The 19090-nt window shown below is 65.7% G+C and carries 15 protein-coding genes; 5 read left to right on the top strand and 10 right to left on the bottom strand.

The window, feature by feature from the left end:
- Window positions 1–109: 109 nt before the first annotated feature.
- From J2728_RS06460 to J2728_RS06450, 3 genes are all read right to left on the bottom strand, one after another.
- Window positions 110–970 carry a glycerophosphodiester phosphodiesterase family protein gene (locus tag J2728_RS06460; protein ID WP_309997644.1) on the bottom strand — a complete coding sequence of 287 codons (861 nt, stop codon included), beginning with the start codon at window positions 968–970 and terminating at the stop codon, window positions 110–112.
- Complete coding sequence (locus J2728_RS06455; protein WP_309997642.1) at window positions 967–2337, bottom strand: purple acid phosphatase family protein; 1371 nt, start codon at window positions 2335–2337, stop codon at window positions 967–969. The genes J2728_RS06460 and J2728_RS06455 overlap by 4 nt, the downstream gene beginning before the upstream one ends.
- A gap of 136 nt (window positions 2338–2473) precedes the next feature.
- Entirely contained in the window at window positions 2474–5605 is a 3132-nt protein-coding gene (locus J2728_RS06450; protein ID WP_309997640.1) for a TonB-dependent receptor, read from the bottom strand.
- Between the two features lie 294 nt (window positions 5606–5899).
- Here J2728_RS06450 and J2728_RS06445 point away from each other — a divergent pair, with 294 nt between their 5' ends.
- A complete protein-coding gene (locus tag J2728_RS06445) occupies window positions 5900–6409 on the top strand; it encodes an RNA polymerase sigma factor (protein WP_309997639.1) in 510 nt (169 codons plus the stop codon).
- Between the two features lie 5 nt (window positions 6410–6414).
- Window positions 6415–7365 (top strand): FecR family protein, encoded by a 951-nt coding sequence (locus tag J2728_RS06440; RefSeq protein ID WP_309997638.1) that lies wholly within the window; start codon window positions 6415–6417, stop codon window positions 7363–7365.
- A gap of 22 nt (window positions 7366–7387) precedes the next feature.
- Here J2728_RS06440 and J2728_RS06435 read toward each other — a convergent pair whose 3' ends face one another.
- The 4 genes from J2728_RS06435 to J2728_RS06420 form a co-directional block, all read right to left on the bottom strand.
- A complete protein-coding gene (locus tag J2728_RS06435; protein ID WP_309997636.1) occupies window positions 7388–8494 on the bottom strand; it encodes a pectinesterase family protein in 1107 nt (368 codons plus the stop codon).
- Window positions 8495–8580: 86 nt separating this feature from the next.
- Complete coding sequence (locus J2728_RS06430) at window positions 8581–11649, bottom strand: TonB-dependent receptor (RefSeq protein ID WP_309997634.1); 3069 nt, start codon at window positions 11647–11649, stop codon at window positions 8581–8583.
- A 113-nt stretch (window positions 11650–11762) separates the two neighbouring features.
- On the bottom strand, window positions 11763–12716 hold the full coding sequence (locus tag J2728_RS06425) for a FecR family protein (RefSeq protein WP_309997633.1): 954 nt from the start codon (window positions 12714–12716) through the stop codon (window positions 11763–11765).
- The gene (locus J2728_RS06420; protein ID WP_309997632.1) at window positions 12691–13287 is read right to left on the bottom strand and encodes an RNA polymerase sigma factor; all 597 of its coding nucleotides are present in this window, start codon (window positions 13285–13287) and stop codon (window positions 12691–12693) included. The genes J2728_RS06425 and J2728_RS06420 overlap by 26 nt, the downstream gene beginning before the upstream one ends.
- Window positions 13288–13497: 210 nt before the next feature.
- On the opposite strand from J2728_RS06420, the gene J2728_RS06415 reads away from it, so the two are divergent.
- Window positions 13498–14133 (top strand): class I SAM-dependent methyltransferase, encoded by a 636-nt coding sequence (locus J2728_RS06415; protein ID WP_309997630.1) that lies wholly within the window; start codon window positions 13498–13500, stop codon window positions 14131–14133.
- 27 nt (window positions 14134–14160) lie between these two features.
- Here the strand turns inward: J2728_RS06415 and J2728_RS06410 are convergent, their stop codons facing one another.
- Window positions 14161–15195: an acyltransferase family protein gene (locus J2728_RS06410; RefSeq protein ID WP_309999413.1), complete on the bottom strand. Its 1035-nt coding sequence runs from the start codon at window positions 15193–15195 to the stop codon at window positions 14161–14163.
- A 284-nt stretch (window positions 15196–15479) separates the two neighbouring features.
- On the opposite strand from J2728_RS06410, the gene gmd reads away from it, so the two are divergent.
- Complete coding sequence (gene gmd, locus J2728_RS06405; protein WP_309997629.1) at window positions 15480–16556, top strand: GDP-mannose 4,6-dehydratase; 1077 nt, start codon at window positions 15480–15482, stop codon at window positions 16554–16556.
- A complete protein-coding gene (fcl, locus tag J2728_RS06400) occupies window positions 16522–17499 on the top strand; it encodes a GDP-L-fucose synthase (RefSeq protein ID WP_309997627.1) in 978 nt (325 codons plus the stop codon). The genes gmd and fcl overlap by 35 nt, the downstream gene beginning before the upstream one ends.
- Before the next feature lie 81 nt (window positions 17500–17580).
- Here fcl and J2728_RS06395 read toward each other — a convergent pair whose 3' ends face one another.
- On the bottom strand, window positions 17581–18501 hold the full coding sequence (locus J2728_RS06395) for a glycosyltransferase family 2 protein (protein WP_309997626.1): 921 nt from the start codon (window positions 18499–18501) through the stop codon (window positions 17581–17583).
- The gene (locus J2728_RS06390) at window positions 18498–19085 is read right to left on the bottom strand and encodes an LbetaH domain-containing protein (RefSeq protein WP_309997625.1); all 588 of its coding nucleotides are present in this window, start codon (window positions 19083–19085) and stop codon (window positions 18498–18500) included. Before J2728_RS06390 ends, J2728_RS06395 begins: the two co-directional genes overlap by 4 nt.
- Window positions 19086–19090 lie beyond the last annotated feature (5 nt).

Below are 19090 nucleotides of genomic sequence, written 5' to 3'. Positions count from 1 at the left end.
TCCGCGCTCCCCAGGTCATGGCGATTGGCGGTGACGCGCCATTCGCCGCCATGGGGTCGCTCGCGGAACGGCGACATCCGATAGCCGCCTCCCCCAGCGCCCCTCGCCGCTAGCGCCTGAAGGCGGCGAGTTCGGGTACCGCATCGGTCTGGAGAATGGTCGCGCCCAGGCCCAGCAAGTCCTCGACGCCGCCGGGGTCGCCCGCGATCAGCCGCGCGTCGGCGTCTCCAAGGCTGTTGAGCCAGACGCGAAGACCTCGCTTGGAAATATCGGCGCGAGCCTTTGGCGTCAGACTTTCGAGATCGGCGTGAACGACTTGAGCCGCGCCGGCGCTGTTCAAAAGCTCGGCCAGTGGCAAATCCGTCGTCAGGCGAACCATCAAGCGCGCGCCCGGATCCAACGCCCTCACCCGCGCCAGGACGGCCGGGTCACTGTCGAAATACAGGCTGGTGGCGCGCATGCCGGACGCGTTGACCGTCTCAACGATCGGGCCCAGACGGTCGCTCTTCAGGTCAAGATCGACCAGGATGCGCCCGCAGGCCAGGGCGAGCGCCCGCGCCAGCGTCGGCGGAGCCTCGTCGCCAACGAGGCCGTTGGGCCGTTTCAGCCGCAGCGCCGCGATTTCCGCGGCGGTCTTGTCCTCGACGCCGCCCTTCCCCGTCGTCGTCCGGTCGACCATTCGATCGTGCATCAGCACCGGCGTTCCATCCTGGGTGACGGCGATGTCGATCTCGACGATATCCGCGCCCTCGGCGATGGCGGCCTCTATGGCGGCCAAGCTGTTCTCCGGGGCGCGGCTATGAGCGCCGCGGTGAGCCGCGATCATCAGGCCAGCGTCGGGCCTGGCGAGGCGCGCGAGCGCCGCGGCCATGGCGGGCGTGTCGGCGCAGCGCTCCGACGGTCCGGCCGCCCGCGCTCCGGTGGCCAGGCCCAAGCCCAGCAGGGTCAGTAGGGCGAGGCGACGGATCACGGCGCGCGCTTCAGGTCGAGTTCGGCGCTTTTAGGCGCCAGGTCGATCAGGCGAGCGGGCTTGCCGCGAACCGGCTTGCTCAGCCGGAAGGCGTCATAGAGCGCGCCGGTCGCGGTATAGGCCTTGTAGGTCAGCTCGCCGCCATCGACGCTGATCGCCTGGAACAGCTGCACGCCGGTCGCCTTACGGCTGGCCCACTCGCGGTCGCCGCCCACATACTGCTTGGGCCCGGCTACCGAGACGACATAGACCGGCCCGCCCTTGCGTCCCCGGGCGTAGGTATGGTCGTGCCCCTGAAGCACCAGATCGACGCCGTGCTTCTGGAGCACGGGCTCCAGCGCCGCCCGCAGCTCGGCGTTGTCGCGTCCCTTGGCGGTCGAATAGATCGGATAGTGCAGGAAGACGACGGTCCAGGCGTTTGGATTGTCGGTCAGCCGCGCTTCCAGCCACTTCAGCGTCGCATCGGCGAGCTCCGGAGAGTCGCTGATCGCGTCGGCGTCGAGGGACAGGAACCGCACGCCCTGATAGTCGACCTGGTAGACGGTCTCCGACAGAGCCGAAACGCCGGCCGGACCGTTGCGCGGCAGGGTGAACTGCTGACGCCACTGCGGCGCCAGGGGCTGACGCCCGTCGACGGGCGGGCCGTATTCGTGGTTGCCCGGGCTGGGCAGGGTGAGAAGCTCGGCGTGGAGATCCGGGGCCATGTCGAACCACTCCGCCCACTCCCGGTCGGCGTCCGAACGGTTGATCAGGTCGCCGGCGTAGAGAGCCAGAGCCGCCTCCGGCGCCAGGCGACGCGCCATGCGCATGACCCGCGAGCCGTGGCTCTCGACCTCGTTCTGCACGTCGCCGAAGTAGAGGAAGGTGAACGGCTTGGCGCTCGCCGCGGCGGTGCGGACCTGGCGCCAGGCGCTGAAGGTCCGGCCATCGCCCACGCGGTAGACATAGAGGGTTTCAGGCTTCAGCCCCTCTATCACGGCGCTGTGGGCGGTCGCCGAGACCGGCGGGCCGTTGCGAGGAACGTACTGGATCACCTCGCTGTCGGCCATGACGGTCTGGACGGCGTCCTCGAACGCTGGACCGGGGGTTGCTTCGGCGTATTCCACGAGGCCCTTGCCAGCGCCCGCCTCCATGCGCCAGGTCACCGCGAAGCCGCGCGAGGGATCCTCGGTCGGATTGACGATCAGCCGCTGGGGCTTGCCGCCGGCGATGACCTGTTCAGCCGGCGCGCGGGCCTTGGCCGGTCCCTCGGCCGCCGCCGCGCTCCCCAGCGACAGGGCCGCCAGGGCCGCCAGGGCGGCGCCGCGGCTCAGCGTCACCGCCAGCTTGAGAGACGCGTCAAGGACGCGGGACAGGGTCTGGGTCATGGTCCACTCGGATCAAGCGTTCAGGAAAATTGGGGTCGGCGCGGCCAAGGGGAGCCGCGCCGACGTGGCGCGCCTGGGGCGGACCAGGCGCGCCGGCGCCGAAGGACCGCACGAAGGCGATCCGCCGGCGTAACGGTTAGAGCTTCCAGTCGAAGCTGAGGCTGATGTAACGGCCGTTCTCGATGTAGTCGCGGATGCCGCCCTTGGCCTTGCCGAACGTGTACCAGTAGGTGTGGCTGTCCAGGGCGTTCTGCACCTTGAACGTGGCGGCCATCCGGTCGTTGAAGTGACGGCGAACCATCAGGTCGACAAACTTGTAGTCCTGCTCGTAAGGGTCGTTGCCGTAGTCCTCGATGTCCTCCAGCGCCTTGGCTTGGTAGCTGTACGAGACATAGGCCTCCCAACCATTGCGCTCCCAGAAGACCTCCAGATTGGCCAGGCGCGAGGGTGTCTCCATCAGCGGCAGCTCCAGGCCGGCCGGGTGCCAGCTGATGCCCGTGACGGCGCGCGCCCTCTGGAAGGTCATGTTGGCCGCGACGCCCAGCCCATCGAACGGCGCCGGCAGCCAGTGCAGGATCTGGCGGGCGTTGACCTCCACGCCGGTCACCTTGGCGGACTTGCCGTTCATCGGCGTCGAGATGTCGACGCCCGTGCCGTCCGTGTAGTTGTCGGTCGTGCCGTCCTGGATGACGCTGGACGAGGAGCGGAACAGGAAGTTGCGGATGTCCTTGTGGAAGACGCCGACCGAATAGGCGCCGGTCTTGCCGTTGTACCATTCCAGCGAGGCGTCGTAGTTGACCGCCTTCATCGGCTTCAGGTCGGGATTGCCGGTGGTGACGCTTTCCAGGATCCACTTGTCCTTGGGATCGGTCTTGCCGTCGCCGTTCGGATCTGTGTTGTAGCCGTAGGACTTGGCCGAGCTCATGCGGTTGATGTCCGGACGCGAGAAGCTGGTCCAGACCGCGCCGCGCAGGATCAGGTCGTCGCGGAACTTGTAGTTCGTGTGGATCGACGGCAGCACATTGACGAAGTCGGACTTGTCGCGCGTGAAGGTGTCGCCCTTCAGCGGGTCTTCAAGCCAGGCCTGGATGTCGTTGCGCGTGCTCTCGACCCGCACCCCGGTGATCACCTCGGCCTTGCCGAACTGGGCCTTGCCCATCGCGTAGCCGGCAAGGATGGTCTCTTTATAGTTCCAGCTGTCCTCGTTGGAGACCTCCGCCGCGTCCGGCGACGTCGCCAGGCCGCCGAAGAAGGTGGACTTGCCGTCCTGGGCCTTGCGCAGCTCGGCCATCATCTTGTCGGTGTCGATGGTCACGCCCAGCCGGTACTGACCCGAATAGACACCCCCGAACAGATTATCGATCGACTGACCAAAGTACGGCGTGAAGTCGGCCATCGTCCCGTCGCGAGTCAGGTCGATGAAGCTGCCGCCCGTCTTGCGACGCTCCGACACCGACATCTTCACGCCCGCCTTCAGCTCCCGCAGCCAGTCGCTGGCGGGCACGTAGGCCAGGTTGAACTGGGCCTGCTTGAGCGTCTCCTCGTTATCGCCAAAGCCCGCGGTCATGCCCGAATATTTGAAAGCGGCCGGGTCCTGGACGGCGGCCATGCCGGCGGCGTTCAGCACCCATTTCGGAAAGCGCGGATCGCCGGCGGTCGAGACGAACACGCCCTTGTTGCCCAGCCAGTTATAGGCGTCGGTGCGGAACTGCAGCTCGAACTCGTCTTTGATGTTGTCGCGCGAGTTGGAGTACGAGACGTCGTAGTCGACGGTCAGGTCCCCGAAGCGGCTCTTGCCGCCCAGGGTGGCGGAGCCCAGTACGCCCTCGGTCGAGCCCCCCTCCCAATAGCGACGCAGCCGGAAGCCTTGCGGGTCCCAAAGGCCGGAAGACCCATCCAGGCTGTAGAAGCTCTTGGTCTTGCGGTCGGCGTCGGTGATCCGGCCGTCCTTGTTCTGATCGACGATGTCGTTGACCGAATAGCCGTAGACGCGCACGCCGTTCTCGACGCCGATGACCGCCTTGTCGGGCGTCATCAGGTCGGTGCGGGACTTGTCCCTCTGGACCAGGCGCTCGGAAATGCGGTCGGCATAGTTGCGGAAGTTCAGCCGGTTACGGAATTCGGTTTCGTCATAGACGTTGTACTGGCCGCGCAGATGGACCTCGTGGTCGGCGTTGCGCCAGTCGAGCGAGGCGTTGACGCCCTTGCGCTCGACCTTGGTCTCGCCGGCCGACAGCTCGACCCCCAGGGTCTGGAAGGTCGAGGTGTCGAAGTCGCGCGACTTGTTGGTGACGAACCAGCGCTGGGGCATGTCGTCGCCCGACCCGCCGACCTGCTCGAACTGCGAATTGCGGCGCGAGTAGCTGGCGGTGACGAACAGGCCAAGATTCTCGTTGAACTGACGCCCGAAGGCCAGCTGAGCCTCGCCGGATTTCTTGCGGTCGCGCTTGTCCAGCATCGTGCCTTCCACCGACACCGCCAAGTGCGTGGGCTTGAAGTCGAACGCGGTGGGGGTGCGGATCTCGACCGAACCGCCCAAGGCGTCGCCGTCCATATTGGGCAGGATCGACTTGAACACGGTGATCGAGTCGACGCCGGCCGCCGGCAGGAAGCTCAAGCGCACGCCACGATAGAAGTTGTCGCTGGGCGAGCCCATGCCGCCCAGGCGCACGCCGTTGACCGAATAGGCGTTGTACTCGGTGGCCAGGCCCCGGATCGAGATGCGGTCGCCCTCGCCTGTCGTGTGATTGCGCACCGCCGAGACGCCTGGCAGACGCGAGACCGCCTCGGTGAGGTTGGACGAGGGCAGCTTGCCCATGTCGTTGGCGCTGACGACGTCGGTGATCATGTCGGCGTCGCGCTTGGCGTCGAGCGACTTGCGCAGGCCCGCCGCGTAGCCGACGACGATCAGCGCATCGACCTCATCGGCGGCGGCCAAAGGGCGTTCACGCAGCACGACGGCCCCGTTGATCACCTCGGCCGTCAGCGGCGCGCCCGAAAGCATCTGCTTCAGCGCCGCCTCGGCGCGCATGCGTCCGTCGACGGCCACCGACTGGCGACCACGGGTCAGCGCCGGATCGGCCGAAACGGCCACGCCGGAAACACGCGAGAACGCCATCAGCGCCGCGCTCAAATCCTGCGCGGGGATGTCGAAGCGGGCTTCCGCGGTCAGCGGCGCGGCGGGCGCGGGCTGAGCCAGCGCCACGCCGGCCCCGCCTATTACCGAAAGCGCCGCCACCGCGGCGAGAAGTCGAGACTTGTAGCTCATCGAACGCCCCCAGAACCTTGAGCCCGGTTTCTCGGGTCTCGAACGGGGTAGACAGCGTTCCTGGGGAGATCAGACAGGCGTCGCAAAACTTTTATTTTTCTCTCAAGACAATCCCCATGGACGGATCGGCGATATATTTTCCCTATGCTGACAATTTCCTTCAAATCGCTCCCCGTGTCGGGCGCGTTCATTTGTGATCTTCGCGGAGACATTCACAAAACTGCCGTACAGTTCGGCTAACGCCGCCGATGATCGAGCCCGCCTTCGGGGCGCGGCGAGACCTGGAATCCAGGAATGGCGCAGAATGAACCCGTGCCGGTCTTCGAGACCGTGCGCGCGCATGAGACCCGGCTGAAGGCCTATGCTCGCCGACGCGGCGCCGATGGCCACGAAGCCGAAGACCTCTTTCAGGAAACGGTGCTACGCCTCCTGCAGCGCGCGCGCCGAGCGCCCCTGCTCAATCCGCTGGCCTATGCGTTTCGCGTGCTCGACAACCTGATGCGCGACCGCGGCCAACGACCCAGCTTCGAAGCGTTGGACGACGGCGAGCCTTGCGAGCAGCCGGGTCCAGGCGCCCTTCTCGAGGGACGGGAGTTGGCCGAGGCGTTCTCCCGCGCCATCGCCGCCATGCCGAGACTTCGGCGGGAAGTGTATCTGCGCCGACGCTTGGAGGGCCAAGGCTACGATCGCATCGCCCAGGATCTGCGCCTGACCCCCGAGGCGGTCCAGAAGCACTACAGCCGCGCGTCGGCGGCCCTGCGCAAGGTCCACCAGGATGGATTTTCCGCGCGGGGCGAAGGATAGCCCGCATGCGCCAAACCCATCTCGACATGACCGACGATCATCTGGCGGCGCTTTGGGCCGACCGCCTGGCGGCCGCCCCGCTGCCCGCTCCAGACGCCTCCCAGTTGGAAGCCTGGCTGGCGGTCGAGCCGCGTCGCGAGGCCCTGCTGGCCGCGCATCGCGACCTGATCGCCTCCACCTCCTTGCGTCACGCCATGGCCAACGCCCGCGCGACGGCTCGAATCAAGATCAAGCCGCGCGGCCAAGGCTTGGCGCCATGGGCGCTGGCCGGCGCGGCGGTGGCCGCCGCCGTCGTGGTCGCGGCCTGGCCAGGATCCGCCCTCAAGCTCGAGACTCCTCAGGGCCGCCAACGGATCCAGGTGTTGGCCGACGGCTCCAGCGTGACCCTGAACGGCGACTCCGAGGCGCGCGTGGCCCTGGCGCGACGCGCGCGGAATATAAGGCTCGACCGCGGCGAGGCCTTCTTCAAGGTCGCCCACGACCCGTCCCGCCCCTTCACCGTGCATGCGCGCGACGCCTCGGTCACGGCGCTGGGCACCGCCTTCAACGTCAATCGGCTGGCCGACGCGACCGAGGTCACGGTGCGCGAGGGCAAGGTGCGGGTTGTCTCGGCCGCGGACCCCGACCGGTCGGCGGTCGTGGTCGCCGGCGAGAGCGTGCGGGTTTCCGCGCGCGGGATCGAAGGGCGGCTCCGCTTCGATCCCGCCGCGGCCGGCGACTGGCGTAGCGGTTGGATCGAGCTGAACAACGGCCGGCTCGGCGACCTCGTGATCGAGCTCAATCGCGCCAACGCCCGACACCCCTTGAGGCTGAGCGGGCCCGCGCTGGCAGAACTTCGCCTGACCGGCCGCTTCCGGGCGACGGCCCCGCGCGAGACGGCGCGGTTGGTGGCGGCGACGCATGGTCTGACCCTAAGCGAAGCGGCCGACGGGATCATCCTGACCCCTTCGAACTGAAGAGCCGTCGCAGAGCTTGATCCTACACGGCCAACCGAAGGGCGGACGAGACCAAAGCCGCCGCCTCGGACGCGGACAACCAACGGCCACGCTTGAAGGAGCCGGCGCTCCCCGGCCCTGAAAGGCGAAACTGTGAGAACCGCGCGTCCTCGGGCTGGAGCATGGTGCGCGGATTGCCGTCCTTGCCGGTGTACCACATCTGGGTCCACCCCTCCGGAGCGATGTGGTCGTCCAACCAGCAGTCGATGAAGGCGGACATGCCGACATACTTCGGATCGCCGTAACGGCCGTCGGAAAACTGGCTCGAAGGCCGCCAGGGGCGCCCCAGATAGACCGAAGCCGGCTTGGTTCCCGCCTCCTTGGTGAGGCGGCACTGGTGGAAGACAAAGCCGACCGGCTGGTCGATCGGCGTGCTGGGGGCGACGATGTAGCCTTCGATCGGATCGACCGGGCGAGGCCGCGAGCGGATCTCGCACCGGCGGAAGAGGGCCCGGCCCGCGCCGAAGATGAAGTCGTAGCTTCCGGTGATCAGGCAGCGCTCGAAGAGGCTGGTTCCGGCGTCGGGAAACAGGGTGTCCTGGTAGCCCAGAATATCCACCTCGCGCAGGCGCGCGCGGTCGGAGCCCTTGTCCAGCATCAGCGCGACCGCCTGGGGCCCCGCGCCGTCGTGCGAGTGCAGGCCGCCCGGCTTGGACATCTCGGCCAGGCCGTCGAAGGCGTTCTGGATGGTGAGGTTGCTGGCGGCGAAGTCCGGCGCCCGCACGAACAGGGTGGGCGTGCGGAACGTGCCCCAGCGCTTGCCGTCCGGCGCCGTCAGGCCCGAGGCGGCCAAGTGACTGATGATCGAGGCCCCGCGGTCCTCGCCCACCAGCTCGACGAACGGCTTGTCGATGACCACCTGCTCGTCCCAGACGCCGCGCGTGACGAGGATCCGGAACGGGCGGGTTCCGCTGGCTGGGGCCGCCGCGATGGCGGCCGAAAGGCTTGGATAGCCAGGGGCGCCGTAGGGGTTCCGCCCCGTCCCGCGCCACAGGGCAGCGTCGTAGCGCGGAGCGGCCAGGGCGAGACTTGGGGCCAGCAACGCGGCGCCGGCCAGGACCGTTCGGCGGCAAGGAGGCGATGGCGACATGTGTCTTTCCGAGGCGAGAGATCAAGAAAGAGCGGGCGCCGGACGGGAAGGACCGGCGCCCCAAATTCCTCGGGAGGAGGAATGGCCTAAAAGGAGTACCGCAGCCCGAAATTGAACTGCCGGCCGGTGTGGGAATAGACGTAGACGCTGTTGCGGACACTATCCGTGTACTGATCGTTAAACTCGTCCGTCAGGTTCAGCCCCTCGAAGGTCAGTTTCAGACGCTTGTTGATCGCGTAGGAGGCCGAGGCGTCGACGGTGGTGGTCGAGCGCACGCCGTCGATGTCGTTGGTGCTGGTGCCGCTGGGAACGGCGGTCAGGTACTTGTCGCGATAGGCGGCCGAGACGCGGGCGCTGAACTTCTCATCCTCGTAGTAGAGGGTGGCGTTGAAGGCGTTCTTCGACAGCCCCACCAGATCGTTCTGCACGAACCCGGTCGGCGAGCGGGCCGAGATGTAGTCGATCTTGGAGTCGACCAGCGTCACGTTGAAGATCGCGCCGGTGTTGCGCAGGACGTCCGGCAGGAAACTGAACGGTTGCTGGTAGCTGATCTCCACGCCCTTCAGCGGTCCGCCCTCGGTGTTGACCGGCTGGCTGAACAGGAAGGTGTCGCTCGCCGAGACGCCCAAGCCGTCGAGCAGGCTGAGCGGCAGACCCGAGGCGTTGAACGGCTGAGAAATCCGCGAGGTTTGGATGTAGCTCTCGATGTCTTTGTAGAAGAGGCCCACCGACAGCAGGGCGTCCTTGGCGAAGTACCACTCCGCCGACAGGTCGTAGGTCGTGGCGCGGATCGGCTTCAGGTAGGGATTGCCGGAGCTGACGCTGAACACGCCGACCGTCGACAGGCTGCCGCCGGGGGTCAGGCTGCCCAGGTTCGGACGTGTCATGACCTTGGCCGCGCCGAAGCGCAGCAGGAAGTCGGGCGTGACCTCGGCCGTCAGGTTCAGGGCCGGCAGGACGTCGTCATAGTCGCGATTGACGGTCGTCTGCTGGGCCGCGCCGGCCACCAGCTGATACCCGGTCGAGCTCTGCTCGGTCTTGACGTAGCGAACGCCGATGTCGCCGCGGATCGGCCAGGCCAGGCGGTCGGTCTGGAAATCCAGTTGGGCGTAGGCGGCGCTGTCCTTTTCCTCGACGCCGCGGATGTTGCCGCGCGCGTTGGAATTGCTGGCGCCGGAAAGCTCGAACAGGCCCTTGCCGCTATAGATGTCGAACAGCTTGGCGAAAGCGTCGAGGTCCGGGGCGGCCCAACGGGTGGGGATGCCCGACGCGCCCAGGCCATCGCCGAAGCCCGAGACCATCTTGGTCAGGCTCGAGAGCGTGACGCCGGCCGGCAGGGTCGGCACCACCGACTCATTGACCCTCGCCTGCGCCCAGGAGTCGAAATTGTACTTCTTGAAATTGACCCCGACCTTCAAAGACAGGCCGTCGTTGATCCGATAGTCGCCATCCAGCTGGGCCGTGGCGATCTTGTTGGTCACGCCCTGCGGCCGCAGCCGGATCTCCGAACGCGCGGCGCCGAAGTTGTAGGCCAGCGGATCGGTGACATCGAAGCCGAAGTTCATCGACGGCAGCTTGGCGTTGTTCCGATAATCGTACGAGAAGCCGTCCGCGTTCTCGCGATTGAGGATCACCGTGGTCTGGATCGGGTTGTCGAAATCAGACTTCGAGAATCCCACAAGACCGCTCAGCTTGAAGCGGTCGCCAAACTCGTGCTCGGCCGTGAAGGTGGCCTGGCTGTACCGGGTATCCAGCTTGTCGAAGCGGGTTTCGCTCTCGACGTCGACATCGTCGAACAGGCCGTAGACCATGTCGCCCTTGGCGTTGACGACGCCGTCGCGGACGATGATCTCGGGCCGTCCGCCTTGCGAGGCGTTGCGGGCGAACGACAAGGCTTCGAGCCAATTCTCCTCGCGGGTGGCCTTGAAGTCGGAATAGAGGACGTCGAGGCCGATCAGGGTGCGATCGTCGGGGCGCATCTGGAACGAGCCGGTGATCCCCAGGCGCTCCTGGTTGTGGGTCAGGCGGCCATAGCGCGGGAAGCGCGGGGTGAAGACCGAGGCCGAGCTCGCCTGGGCGAAGGGCGAGGCCTTGTTGAAGCCGCCCACTTCCGTCCCGTTCAGCCAGCCGCCCGAACCGTGGCCTTCCTCAAGCAATTCACGCTTGGTGTAGGCCACCGAGACCAGGGCCCCGAGCTTGCCGTCGAACCAGGTGTTGGAGGCCAGGACCGCCAGGCGCGGGTCCCACGACTTGGAGAGGTCGTTATAGCCCTCCTGGGCCGAGACCACGAAGGTCGCGCCTTTGTAGTCAAATGGGCGGCCGGTCTGCAGATCCACCGTGGCGCCCAGCGAACCCTCTTCGGTCTGGGCCGAGGCGGTCTTGCGCACGGTGATGCTGTTGAAGAGCTCCGAGGCGAAGACGTTGAAGTCGAAGGCGCGATTGCGGTTGGCGCCGCCCGAGCTGTCGGTGCCGCTGGTCGTGCTCTGGCCCTCGACGCCGTTGATGCGAACGCGGGTGAACTGAGGCCCAAGGCCCCGGACGGTGATCTGGCGCCCCTCGCCGGCGTCCCGGGCGATCGACACGCCGGGCACGCGCTGGATGGACTCGGCGAGGTTGGCGTCCGGGAAGTCGGCGATGTCCTCGGCCTTGATGACGTCGACCACGCCGCTGGCGCGGCGCTTGATGTTCATGGCGCTCTGCAGGCTGGCGCGGAAACCCGTCACGACGATCTCCTCGACCTCGGCGGCGGCTTCGGGCTCCTGGGGCGCGAGGGGGGCGGCGGCCTGGGCGGCGATCAACGGCACGGGGGCGGTCGAAGCCAGCTGGAGCGACGCGCTTTGTCCAAGCACCGCGGTTCGCCCGTTGTTGGAGACAACGGTCAGCTCAGCCCCGCGCAGCAGACGCGCCAAGCCTTCCTCGACCGTATAGGCGCCGCGCACGGCGTTCACGCGCTTGCCCCGCACCGCGCCCTGCGGCGCCAGGATCTGCAGCTCGGCCTGTTTGCCGAACTGGGGGATCCCCGTGGCGGCGGGCTGCTCGGCCACGTCGAACTTGCGCACCTGGGCCTGGGCGCTGGCGGCGGCCAGCAGCGTGGTCGCACCGGCGGCGAGCATCAAATAGGATTTGGTGTTGTGGTTGCGCAGCGACGTCCGCATACGGCCCCTCCCTCTAAACGTTGTTCAAGCGGCGCTTCTGGGAGCACCTGCCTCAAGCGATGAGCGGGAAACCGGTTTCCGTCAGCGATCGCAGAAAAATTTCCTAGGAGACGTCAGCCGACCCGCAGAACGATGGTGTCGTTGTTCAGGCTGACCGTGCCATTGAAAGTCGTCGCGGCGGCCTCGGCGAAGCCTTGCGGATCGTTGGTGCGGAACCAGCCAACGAAGCGCTCATTGGCCAGGCGCGGATCGGCCACCTCGATCTTGCGGTCATTGTAGCGATTGAACTCGGCGGCGGCCTCGGCCAGCGTCTGGCCGTCCAAAACGATCTGGCCGTCGCGCCAGGCCAACTGGCGCCCAAGGTCCGCGTCGCCCCTGGGCGAGGTCAAGACGTCCGCGTCATTCGCGGCGAACAGCCGCTGTCCCGCGGCGACGCGGCGCGCCGGCGTCTCGCCGTCCTTGGTCCACACCTCGACCACGCCCTCGGTGACCAGAACGTCGCTGCCCCCCTCGCGCTTGCGCACCGAAAAGGCCGTGCCAACCGCACGGATCCGTACTGGCCCGCTCTCGACCACGAAGGGGCGCTCGGGATCCTTGGCCACGGCGAACCAGGCCTCGCCCCGCTCAAGCTTCACCGCCCGCAGGTTCGGCCGCATGGCGATCTCCAGAGTGGAGTCGGTGTTGATCGCCGCGACGGACCCGTCGGACATCGGCACGCGCCGGATCTCGCCCAAGGCGGTGTCATAGCGGCGGGCCAGCAAGCGCGGCGCGATGAAGGCCGAGGCGAGGCCGGCGGCCAAGGCGCCAAGGCCCGCGATCACGCCTCGGCGGCGAACCAGGGACGGCCCGACTTCGCGCGGAGCAGACTCGCCCGCCAGCACGCTGGCGCGATCCATGTGCGTCCAGGCCGCCTGGGCCCGGGCGTAGGCGCCCACGCGCCGACGGTCGCCAGCCAGCCAGGTCCCGAGGTCGGCGCGCAGGTCCGGATTCTTGCCGTCACGGTCGAGGCGAACCACCCATCGGGCGGCGTCCGCCTCGATCTCAGCGGCGCTTTCGCGTTCGACCATCGCTCTTCTCTCTCGCTCCCCGGTCCCTCGTTCCATGGGCGCGCGTCGGCGCGTCCTGCTCGGTCATGGCCGCGAGGATGGCGCGCAGCCCCCTCACCGCTTCGTTCTCGACGACATTCTCGGTAACCCCCAGGCGTTGGGCGATCTCGCGCTGGGGAACACCCTCAATCTTGCGCATCTCGAAGATGCGGCGGCATCGCTCGGGCAGATCGGCGATCAGTCCCCTCACCCGCTCAAGCTCTCGCCGGCCAGAGACGATGCGTTCAGCCGAGGGATCCTCCAGAGCTAGGTCAAGCGCCTCGATCTCGCTGACCGTCTCGATCCGCACCACGCGGGCGCGGCGAATCTGCTCCAGCGCGACGCTACGCGCGGCCTGAAAGAAATAGCCGCGCGGCTGGTCGATGTGCTCGATGTTGGTCAAGGCGGCCAAGCGGCAATAGGTCTCCTGGATGATGTCGTCGACATCGCCAGCGGCGGCGAACGAGCGCCGCAACCAGGCGCGCACGGAAGCTTCATGGGGCAGGATCTCCCGCCCCAGCCAGGCCACGACGCGCGCGCGTCCTTCCGACAACGTTTCCCCGCCTTGTTCTTATGGTCGTCACCCACACCGATGCACGGGCGCGAATTTTCCGTCAAATAATCACGATATCGGGGGCGGATAGCGCATCACGGCTTCGCCGGCCTCGCCGCCATCGAAAATTCACCGGAGGCTTTACAATCAATCGTCCGCCATACCAAAGTATCGAAATTGAGCGCACCAGATCGCCAGGGGAAGGGCATCATGGGCACGATCGAGCGATACGGCTGGTCAACCAACGCCGTTGAGAGCCACGACTACCTCCTCCCCGCCATACTTGAGGTTCTGGGCGAAAAGCGCCCACGAAGGGTTCTCGACCTTGGTAGCGGAAATGGCAGGATCACGGCGGCGCTTGCGAGGGCGGGCTATGACACCGTCGGGATCGAGCCATCGAGCGACGGGATCGACGCCGCTCGCCTCTCTTATCCAGAACTGTCCTTCATCAGAGGCTCCGCCTACGACGACCTCACATCCCACGGCTTGTTCGACGCCATCGTGAGCGCCGAAGTGATCGAGCACTTGTACTCGCCACAGAAGATGATCGAAACGTGTCAGCGGGCGCTGAATCCCGGCGGCGTGCTGATCATCACGACTCCGTACCATGGGTATTGGAAAAATCTGGCGATCTCTATCGTCGACGGCTGGGACAAGCACTTCACGGCGCTACATGAGCACATGCACATCAAGTTCTGGTCAAAACGCACACTGACCCGCCTTCTAGCGGATGGCGGCTTTCATCGCCCACGATGGAAAAACGTGGGAAGAATACCCGCGCTGGCGAAATCAATGATCGCGATCGTTCAAAAGGACAGCACGGTCCCGACTAGCCCCCGACCATAGCCCGCCGCCGCGCACCCCGCCCTCACCCTAAGCAGGAGCCTTGGGTAAAACGCGGTTCAACTGTCTGTCAAAGGCCCAGGCGCAAACTAGAAGCATGCTCCCCGCGAACAGGAGGCCAGCGAAGCTGTGCGCGCGCTTCCATTGCACGACTAGCGGGTAGTGGAAAATGTACAAACCGTACGAGATCGATGAAATAAAAGCCCACGCTCCAGCCCATCTCGCGGCGCCAGCGGCGAGGAATAAGCCGGCCGGCCCAAACAAGGCGCACACAACGACCGTCGCCAGAAAGAAATGCCGGAACTGCAGAAAAGGATAGTAGCCAAACCCCTTGTATCCCGCGATCGCCACCGCGGCCGCGGCCAACCCGCACAGAGCGAAACTCCAGAATAATTCCACCTTCAAAGACGCGGCCGTTCGGTACCCCTTCAGAGCTTGAGCGACCGCCATGGCGCCCAGCCACCACACTTGGAAGTAGGCTACGACCAGGGAAAGATGGTTAGGCGCAGCGACGTAGGAAATATAGGCTAGGCACGAAATCGCGCCCACGACGTGGGATGAGAGGACGGGAGAGCGCCTCCAGATAATCATGACCGCTGGAAAGATCGCGTAGAACGCGACTTCGTAGGAGAGGGACCAAAGGGGGGAGTTTCCGAGGAACGGATCAACCCACACCCCGGGTTTCAACCCACGGATGTCCTGAAGAGACGCCAGATTTCCCAACAAATTCGCGGCGCTGAACTTCGAAAAAAGCTCTCCATTGTCCAGCGCTACGAGGGCGGATACGAAGAACGACACGATCAAAGGGGGATAAATCCGCCGCAATCTTCTTAGACAATACGCCCACAATCCGCTCACGCGATTATATTCGTTAAGAAATATCACCACGCCGCTGAGAACAAAGAACACGATAACCGCTTCCTGCCCCAACCTGAGGGTAGCGCCGAGTAGGCCGGACACGCCTCGATCCATGGCAATGTGGTGAACCACAACATAAACAGCCGCCAGAGCCCGAGCCGCATCCAGTCCCGCGACGACTTCTTTCGACGCTCGCGCCCTCTGCATCCCCACCCGAACCCCCATGATCAGCGCGGCTTCATCGCCAAGCTCCCAAAAGCAGGACCGCGCCCGTTAGGCAATCAATAAAAGCTCAGTTCTAACGAACATCGGCGGGCGCCTCACTTAAGTCCCCCCGCGACTTGGACACGGCGGGCCGCTACCTGCTCTCGCAACGCCCAATCAGAACTTTTGGCGGCACAAAGCATATTCAGTCTCGCGTCGTTCATATGCATGGGATAAGGAGCGGCTACGCAAGGCGAAATAGCCGCGTTCCTGATGGTGGGGATCTAATGACGGTTAAAAGCAATGGTAAGGTCGCGCTCATCACGGGCGTGACCGGGCAAGATGGCGCGTACCTGTCGGAGCTGCTGCTCTCGAAGGGCTATACGGTCCATGGCGTGAAGCGGCGCTCGTCGTCGTTCAACACAGGCCGGATCGAGCATCTCTATCAAGATCCGCACGAAGCCGATCCGCGGTTCATCCTGCACTACGGCGACATGACCGACAGCACGAACCTGATCCGGATCGTGCAGCAGACCCAACCCGACGAAATCTACAACCTGGCGGCCCAGAGCCACGTTCAGGTCAGCTTCGAGACCCCGGAATATACGAGCAACGCCGACGGCACCGGCACCCTGCGTCTGCTGGAAGCCATCCGCATCCTGGGCCTCGAGAAGAAGACCAAGTTCTACCAGGCCTCGACCTCGGAGCTGTACGGCCTGGTGCAGGAAGTGCCGCAGAGCGAAAAGACCCCGTTCTATCCGCGCAGCCCGTACGCCGCCGCGAAGCTCTACAGCTATTGGATCGTGGTGAACTACCGCGAAGCCTACGGCATCCACGCCAGCAACGGCATTCTGTTCAACCACGAGAGCCCGCTGCGCGGCGAGACCTTCGTCACCCGCAAGATCACCCGCGCTGTCGCGGCCATCAAACAAGGCTTCCAGGACAAGCTCTATCTGGGCAACCTCGACGCCAAGCGCGACTGGGGCCATGCCCGCGAGTACGTCCGCGGCATGTGGCTGATGCTGCAGCAGGAAACGGCCGACGATTACGTCCTGGCCACCGGTGAAACCACCCTGGTCCGCGACTTCGTGACCAAGGCCTTCTCGGAAGTGGGCATCACGATCAACTGGTCGGGGACCGGCGTCGACGAGAAGGGCACCTGCGCCGAGACCGGCAAGGTGCTGGTCGAGGTCGATCCGCGCTACTTCCGCCCGACCGAGGTCGAGCTGCTGATCGGCGACCCGACCAAGGCCAAGACCAAGCTCGGCTGGGTCCACGAAACCAAGTGGGAGCAGCTCTGCGCCGAAATGGTCGCGGCCGACATGATCAATGTCGCGCGGGAGAAGCGTCGCAATGCCGAATGACGTGATCTTCCCTCTCGAGGGTAAGCGCGTCTGGGTGGCCGGCCATCGCGGGATGGTCGGATCCGCCATCGTTCGGCGCCTCGCCTCCGAAGGCTGCGAAATCCTGACCACCGGCCGCGACGTGCTCGATCTCGAGCGCCAGAGCGCCGTCGAAGCATGGATGGCCAAGGAAAAGCCGGACGCCATCTTCATGGCGGCGGCCAAGGTCGGCGGCATCCTGGCCAACGACACCTATCCGGCCGACTTCCTCTACAAGAACCTGGTCATCGAGACGAACATCGTCGACGCGGCCTGGCGCAGCGGCGTCGGCAAGATGCTGTTCCTAGGCTCGTCGTGCATCTACCCGAAGTTCGCGCCACAGCCGATCATGGAAGACGCCCTGCTCACCGGTCCGCTTGAGCCGACCAACGAGTGGTACGCGATCGCCAAGATCGCCGGCATCAAGCTGGCCCAGGCTTATCGCAAGCAGCACGGCTGCGACTTCATCAGCGCCATGCCGACCAACCTCTACGGCCTGGGCGACAACTACGACCTCAACAGCAGCCACGTGATGCCGGCCCTGATCCGCAAGGCGCACGAGGCCAAGCTGGCCGGCGCCGACAGCATCACGATCTGGGGCACGGGCACGCCGCGCCGCGAGTTCCTGAACGCCGACGACTGCGCCGACGCCTGCGTGTTCCTGATGAAGACCTATTCGGACTTCGAGCACGTCAATGTGGGCTCGGGTGAGGACATTACCATCCTCGAGCTAGCCCAGCTGGTCTGCGAGGTCGTGGGTTTCAATGGTCGGATCATTACCGACACATCCAAGCCTGACGGCACACCCCGTAAGCTTATGAGCGCCGATAAGCTGCGCGGTATGGGCTGGTCGCCGCGCATCGCGCTTCCGAACGGTGTGCAACGCGCCTACCAGGCCTTCCTATCGGCCGATAGCCGCCAATAGCCGTGGGCGGCCTTTAAAGGGCCCTCGCCTTGCGTGTCGAACGCCCCCGCGACTGGCGGGGGCGTTCGATATAAGAGCCGGTCAATCCGCATCCGCCGCCGGCAGCTTCAGCCCCGTCAGGCGCGCCAATAGAGCGAGCTTAGCCTTCCGCCCTTCCACTTCGGCCAGCGCGCGCTCAAGCTCGAGCAGCTTGGCATCAACTAGGAAGCGGTACCAAAGACCCTGAAGGCCGTGGTAGATCGCGCCTTCCTTGCCGTCCAGGAAGCCGAGCTGCCAGAAGTACCGGTAGAGGAAATAGCCTATCGGTCCCAGCCCGAACGGCAGGCGGTTGTAGAAGCCTTCCTTGACACCACGCTTCTTGGTCGCCTGTTCCGACGCATCGCCGAGCGCCTCGTCACGCGGGAACAGACCGAGCCGCTGATTGAGGACGTCGACCGCCTCACGGGTCGCGTACTTATTGTGCTTGTCGGTGAAGAAGGTCAGGTCGCCCAGGTTTACGTCGGAGAAGCCCCCCTCGAAGACCACCGTCGCGCCGCGCTCCAGGATGATGTGTTCATCCATCCAGCGGTTCTCGATGCGCCCCAGGCCTCGGCGCCAAATGCGCAGCAGGATCAGCGGATAGCGGCCGCCATGACGGATCCAACGCCCCATGAAGACGTGCTTACGCTTTAGGTTGACGCCCGTGACCTCGGCGGGAAGCTGGCCCAGGCGCTGGGCGATCACCCTCGCGAGATCCGGCTCGATCACCTCGTCCGCGTCAAGGCGCATCACCCATTCGGCGGTAATCGGCGCGTTGTCCAAACCCCATTGGAATTGGTTGGCGTAGTTGACCCATGGGTTGGTCAGGACGGTCGCCCCCGCCGCCCTGGCGATCTCCACCGTCCCGTCGGTCGAACCCGAGTCCACGATGAAGGTTTCGGTCGCGATCCCGGACACCGACGCCAGCGCGCGCCCGATATGGTGGGCCTCGTTGTGGGTCAGGATTAGAACAGCAAGCGTCATGGGCGGTCCGTGTCAGAAGCGAAGGGTGAGGTCCGGGCTCGGATGAGACGGGCTGGATTGCCGGCATAGACAGACCAGGGGGCCAGCGGCTTGACCGTCACGGCCCGGGCGCCCAGCACCGCGCCCTCGCCGACGGTCACGCCCGGCCCGACGAAGGCGTCGGCCGCGACCCAGGCCCTGGCTTCTAGGGTGATCGGAAAAGCCTGCAATTGGAAGTTCGGGTCGTCGATGTCGTGGGTGCCCGCGCAGATATAGGCCCCCTGCGAGACCAACGCGTAGTCCTTCAACAAGACCGGAGCCATGCAGTAACAGTCCGACCGAGGCCCCAAGCAGGCATAGGGGCCCATGGTCAGGTTCGGCGGATACCAGACCCGAACGCCGGGGTAGACCTTGGCGGTCTTGTCGATCTTGGCGCCGAACAACCTGAGCAACATACGACGCCAGCCGTGCAGCGGTGTTGGCGTCCAGGCGCCCAGCCCTCCCCAGACCACGCCCCAGGCCGCGCGCAGCAGTCGGTGGGACAGCGGAAAACTCGCGCCCCCCTCCATGGGACGGCTCCGAGCCGCATCGAGAATGGTCGTCATGAGAA

The organism is Caulobacter segnis, assembly GCF_031454995.1.
Lineage (GTDB): Bacteria > Pseudomonadota > Alphaproteobacteria > Caulobacterales > Caulobacteraceae > Caulobacter > Caulobacter segnis_E.
The sequence above is the reverse complement of the archived record's forward strand: the minus strand, read 5'-3'. Positions and strand labels throughout refer to the sequence as shown.